The 5,090-nt window shown below is 66.8% G+C and carries 7 protein-coding genes; 2 read left to right on the forward strand and 5 right to left on the reverse strand.

Annotation, left to right across the window (positions count from 1 at the left end; all coding sequences use genetic code 11):
* The coding region (locus tag P3G67_RS35585) for an alpha/beta fold hydrolase (protein WP_276097212.1) at window positions 1-658 on the reverse strand (658 nt) is incomplete at its 3' end.
* A gap of 73 nt (window positions 659-731) precedes the next feature.
* On the opposite strand from P3G67_RS35585, the gene P3G67_RS35590 reads away from it, so the two are divergent.
* Window positions 732-1,352, forward strand: a complete 621-nt coding sequence (locus P3G67_RS35590) for a TetR/AcrR family transcriptional regulator (RefSeq protein WP_276097213.1) — start codon at window positions 732-734, stop codon at window positions 1,350-1,352.
* A gap of 100 nt (window positions 1,353-1,452) precedes the next feature.
* Here the strand turns inward: P3G67_RS35590 and P3G67_RS35595 are convergent, their stop codons facing one another.
* Window positions 1,453-1,896, reverse strand: coding sequence for an integrase core domain-containing protein (locus tag P3G67_RS35595; RefSeq protein WP_276097217.1), 444 nt, complete (start codon window positions 1,894-1,896; stop codon window positions 1,453-1,455).
* On the opposite strand from P3G67_RS35595, the gene P3G67_RS35600 reads away from it, so the two are divergent.
* Window positions 1,780-2,166, forward strand: a complete 387-nt coding sequence (locus tag P3G67_RS35600) for a hypothetical protein (RefSeq protein ID WP_276097218.1) — start codon at window positions 1,780-1,782, stop codon at window positions 2,164-2,166. The genes P3G67_RS35595 and P3G67_RS35600 overlap by 117 nt on opposite strands.
* Here the strand turns inward: P3G67_RS35600 and P3G67_RS35605 are convergent.
* The 3 genes from P3G67_RS35605 to P3G67_RS35615 form a co-directional block, all read right to left on the reverse strand.
* The gene (locus P3G67_RS35605; protein WP_276097214.1) at window positions 2,161-2,673 is read right to left on the reverse strand and encodes an IS3 family transposase; all 513 of its coding nucleotides are present in this window, start codon (window positions 2,671-2,673) and stop codon (window positions 2,161-2,163) included. The genes P3G67_RS35600 and P3G67_RS35605 overlap by 6 nt on opposite strands.
* Before the next feature lie 638 nt (window positions 2,674-3,311).
* Window positions 3,312-3,572: a hypothetical protein gene (locus tag P3G67_RS35610; protein ID WP_276097215.1), complete on the reverse strand. Its 261-nt coding sequence runs from the start codon at window positions 3,570-3,572 to the stop codon at window positions 3,312-3,314.
* Entirely contained in the window at window positions 3,569-3,916 is a 348-nt protein-coding gene (locus P3G67_RS35615; RefSeq protein WP_276097216.1) for a hypothetical protein, read from the reverse strand. Before P3G67_RS35615 ends, P3G67_RS35610 begins: the two co-directional genes overlap by 4 nt.
* Window positions 3,917-5,090 lie beyond the last annotated feature (1,174 nt).

Consider the following 5,090-nt stretch of genomic DNA (forward strand, 5'->3'; position numbering starts at 1 on the left):
CCCCCGCCATCTCGCTCCGACGCATCATCTGCGCTGGTCGTGGTGGCGACGCCTCAGCCAGACCCGAGCCCGCCGCAGCCACTACAAACGCCGAGGCCACACCCCATAACTGTGATTGCAGTACTAGGCCGTTGATGATCATCCAGGTGTAGAAGCGGACGCCGACCTTCTCCAAGCCGCCCGGATCGAGCAGTGTCGAGGTGGCGACGCGGCCGGGTGAGTGGAGTGTCTGGTTCAAGGCGAGCCAGCCGCCGTAGGAGGAACCGATCAGATGGGCTTGGGTGACTCCGAGCGCATCCAGGACCTCGTCCAGCCACACGGAGCTGACTTCTGGTTCGAAGATGGGCTGGCGCTGCATGCTGCGTCCGGGGTCGCCGGGGGTGTCGATGGCGTAGACGCGGTGACGCGCGCTGAGCGCGGCGACGTTGGGGAACCACATCGTCGAACTGCCGCCGGAGCCGTGCAGCAGGACGATCGGCTCTCCGTTGTCGGGGCCGCAGCGGTGTACGTGGGTGGTGGCGAAGCTCGTCTCGACGACCAACTCTTCCCGGGGGCACGGCCACAGCCCCATGGCGTCGTCGTACGCGGCCAGGAACTTCTCCCAGGCTGCGTCACTGGTGAAGCGCCCTACGCCTTTTGTGGTGGTCCTTCGGGCCATGACTTGCTCCCCGCTCGTCGGCTCGGTCCAGCACTACTGACGCAGTTTTACCATATGGTCGTATAGTAAAGACATGCCGAAGCGGGTCGACCACGAGGAACGGCGAAGCCAGATCGCCGAAGCGCTGCTGCGCTGCGCCAGCTCCAAAGGACTGCACGCCCTCGCCATGCGGGACGTGGCGGAAGAGGCGGGGATCTCCGTCCCCCTGATCCAGTACTACTTCAAAACCAAGGAACAACTCCTGCACTTCGCGCTGGGCTACCTCGGCCAGCGCATGGGCGAACGGGTACGGGGCCGCATCCGCGCCAGCGGTGCGTCACCCGCCCCACGCACCATCATCGAGACCACCCTCGCTGAGGCACTGCCCACGGACGAAGAAAGCCGCACCTTCCACCTCGTCTACACCTCGTATGCCACCCTCGCGCTGACCGACCCAGCACTCGCCACCCAACCGCTGCTGCGCGGCCCCAACGCCATGGAGGACTTCCTCCTCGCACAGTTGATCGCAGCACGCGACGCCGGAGAAACGTCCCAACGCCTGGACCTGCGCGCAGAGGCGGTGGGGCTGCTCGCCATGTCCGCGGGGCTCGGAACCAGCATCCTCGTCGGACAGCGCACCGCGCAGGCGGCTTGGGACATCCTGCGCCACCACATCGATCGCGTCTTCACCCCGGACAGGCCGCCGGCCCGCTGACGCCCCCACAGTCATCCGCACCACTCAACGTCCAGACAGGAAACTTCGATGGCGGCCGAAACAGACCGCTGAGGCGGAGGACAAAGGATCCCAGCCCCCATCAAGCGTCACGGAACGTGACGATGTAACTGGCCGTACGTGGGGATCCCGAACTGGCCGTCGACACCCTGAGCCTCAGAGGAGCAACACTCCTGTTGCACGTTGCGGTGACGGGCCTGCCCATCTGACCAGGACAAAGATGGCCACACCCAGAGCAGGAAGTAGAGGAAGCAATGGCGGAATAACCGCCGAGTACTAGACGGCGCCGAACTGCCGCGGTGGGCAGGGGAATGACGTCGGGTTCGTCGCCGGGGGCTCGCAGCTGCAGGCTGCGGTGGGCGCGGCCGATGTTGTAGTGCTCGGTGTACACGCCGAGGACAGCGCGTAGATGCCGCTCGCCGGTGATGAGGAGGCGGTCGGTGCACTCGGCGCGCAGAGTGCGTATCCACCGCTCCGCGAAGGCGTTCGACCGCGGGCACTGCGGCGGGGTCTGGATGACCTCGATGTCGTTGCTGGCGAAGACGGAGTCGAAAGCGGTGGTGAACTTGGCATCGCCATCGCGGATGAGGAACCGGAAGCGCCCGGCCCTCTCGCCCAGGTCCATCAGCAGATTCCGGGCGAGCTGCCCTACCCACACGCCGGTCGGATTCGCGGTGACGCCGAGAACGTGGACGGGCCGGGGCTTGATCTCCATGACGAAGAAGACGTAGAGGCGCCTGAGGAAGACGGTGTCCACGTGCAGGAAGTCGCAGGCAAGCAGCGTGTGAGCCTATGAGCGGAGAAAGGTGCGCCAGGTCTGTTGGGTGGCACGTAGCGGTGCGGGAGGCAGGCCCAAGCGGCGAAGCACGCGCCGGATGGTGGCGGCAGCCACCCGGTGGCCGAGCCGCCGCAGCTCGCCCTGGATCCTGACGTACCCCCAGGTCGGATTCTCCATGGCGAGGCGGCGGATGAGCGCGACGATCTCGTCGGGCAGTGGTGCGCGACCGGACCTGACCGGTGGCTGGCGCCGCTCCCAGCGCACCAGGCGCCGGTGCCAGGCCAGCAGCGTGCCCGGGGTGACCAACCGGTGCCGCCGCAGAGCGGACGGCAGATGCCGCGCGAGAGCGGAGAGCACGGCGCGGTCGGCCCACGACAACCGTGGCCGCCCGACCTGCCGGCGCAGGACGGCGACCTCCTGGCGCAGGGCGAGGATCTCGGCCTTGTACGCGGCGGAGGAGCGCCCCAGCAGACCCAGCCAGCCCAACAGTCGACAGAGGACCAAGTACAGCAGTCGTAGACCCACGAACTGGGATCATGCCCGGGGCACAGCCGCACACACCCGCTGGTCAGCCGAGGTACGGCAGTAAAGACACCCTTCAGGCGTCTGTTCAGTGAGGCGATCCGGTCCGGGTCGGTGATCGGCGTGAGTCGGCCCAGGTTGTAGCGGCTTGGTCGGGCGCGGGGTCGATGCCCAGCCGCGACCGCCCTGCAAGTCCCTGAACTGCGCGGATGACATTCTCGGCAGGCACAAGGTTGGCCGAATCGGGCGACAGAGTCCTGTGGGTGCCGAGAAGACCATCCGCACAGGTCCAAGGACGGATCGCGCTGTTTGCCGCAGCGGGCCGGCATCGCCGGGCATGATGATCGATCGTGCAGCTTCGCCTGGACTATCTGGCGATGGCGAATGCCTTCGCCGTGCTACGGCTGCTGCCGAGGAGCGGTTGGGAGCAGGGCGTGGAAATCCTGGCGCCGCGGCACCAACTCGCCGTGCTGGAGAGCGAACTCCGCGGAGGCCGCCCCCGCTTCGTCCCCGAGGGCCTCATCTTCCTCGCCCCTTGCTCAGCCCGTGCAACAAAACGAGGAGCTCTTTCTCTCTGTTGCGAAGAAGGCGGCCCCCACCGCAATCCGCCCACTCGCGACCGCCTTTCGAGCGGCACGAGGTCAGCCGTACCAGGTGACCCCGCAGACGTAGACACAGTGATGGCGCGGTACGGCGAGGAAGTTGATGAAGCCGCGCCCGTTGAGGATGTCGAACTCGCGCAGCCCACCCTCGCGGTCGACGGGCCTGCCGACCTTGGCGGCGTCGGCTCCGAGTACAGCGAGCTCGGTGGCCAAGCGCTCGATCTCGGCCATGACACCGGGCGGAAGCCCGCCGACGACATGTTCCTGGCTCGGGTTGTACTCCCAGGTCCAGTCGGTCACAGTCCGGCCTCGGCCTCGGCCGCCTCCCGGATCCGGTGGATCTCTGCGATCGCATCCGCCGGGTCCTGTTCGCCAGCGTCCACGATCCGCTCCAGTTCCCGCAGGCGTGCGGCGCGCTCGGGGTGCCGCTCGGTCGCGATGAACACGGCCCACGAATGAATGAAGGCGCGCAGGGGAGCGAGGCTTTGTGTCTGCTGCGCGTGGGTCGTTGCCTCGAACAGGTGCTGGGTTAGGGCTGGGATCTTGCTTGGGGCGATGCGGGCGACAGCGGCACGCAGCGCGTCGGGGGTGAGATCGGGCATCGGGATCAGTGGGCCGTACAGGCCGTTGGGCTGCGTGCTCACGATGTCCCCTCCGATGCGGGCGGTCTCCGGTCCCCCACGATACCGGTGTGGCTCATGAGTGGCGGACGTCGTGCCGTTACGCGTAGACGTTCGGATCTGGCGTCCGATGGTTCCCTGTAGCCGGTTATTGCCCTGAACGTGAAACTACAGACTGTTATGGATGACGGCAGAGAGTTGCCGCGCGACTGGGGGTCAAGGGGTCGCAGGTTCAAATCCTGTCGTCCCGACTTGCGAAACCGCAGGTCGAAGGCCGTTTCCGTGAGTAACGGAAGCGGCCTTTGTCGTTTTTGCGGTGGGAGCGAATGGGGAGCCCTCTGGGAGCGCTCTTGCTCCCAGCCTCAAGTGGTGTCAATCGGGGGCGATTTGTCCGTCGCCCGATCGGGTCGATGTGGTGCGCGGTACGGGGACGTTGCGCGCTGTCGTCAACCGTTGGGCGGTGAGGTCACCCGGGATGATGTTGATGTAGCGGCCATCGAGAGGCCTAAATGCCCCTTGGCGGCTTCTGGCCGACCTTTGGCCAAGGGAGCGGGGTGCGGTGCTCCCCATGGGACGGGGGTGGCGGGGCGGCTCCAGTGGTCACGACTCCCTGATTCCACAGGTCAGCCCTCCTTGCCTGCCACCGCTAGGGCGCTCGCTATCCCGTAAGGTCGGCGCAATGCCCCTTGGCGCCGCCCCGCAGACGGGGCACTCCCACAATGGGAGCGCTGTGGGACGCCGCTTCGCGCGGTACCGGGCCCTTCGGTTGGCCATGGGGCGCCCAATTGGACGCGTCTTCGGGAACGGGCGTCAGTGGCGTGGGACCTGTCCGTCGCGCGGGCGTACTGGTTGCCGTACTCGCCTGCGAGGAGTCCGTCGTCTCGATCACGCACGTTGGACGTGCCGCCAGTGCCCTGGTCGTCCAAGGAGTGAGGAGCAGTCGCTGGACTTCACGCCTGGCCTGCCGATGATGTGAACATCGCGTCCGTGGAGGCGAAGTGGTGGCCCATCAGAGCGATGGTGTCCCGCTGATTGGTGCAGCCGATCAAGGTTGGGGTGTGCGCCGGAGCACATGCTCAGGTAGGTCCCGCTCCCTGCCCGCGGAGCGGGCCACCGTGCAACTCTCCCAGGTGAACGGCCAGTTCAACGGAGGAGGCGCACGATGGCCCTGTCCCAGCATGACCTACAGCGACTGCTT

The sequence above is a fragment of the Streptomyces silvisoli genome, from assembly GCF_029269905.1.
GTDB lineage: Bacteria > Actinomycetota > Actinomycetes > Streptomycetales > Streptomycetaceae > Streptantibioticus_A > Streptantibioticus_A silvisoli_A.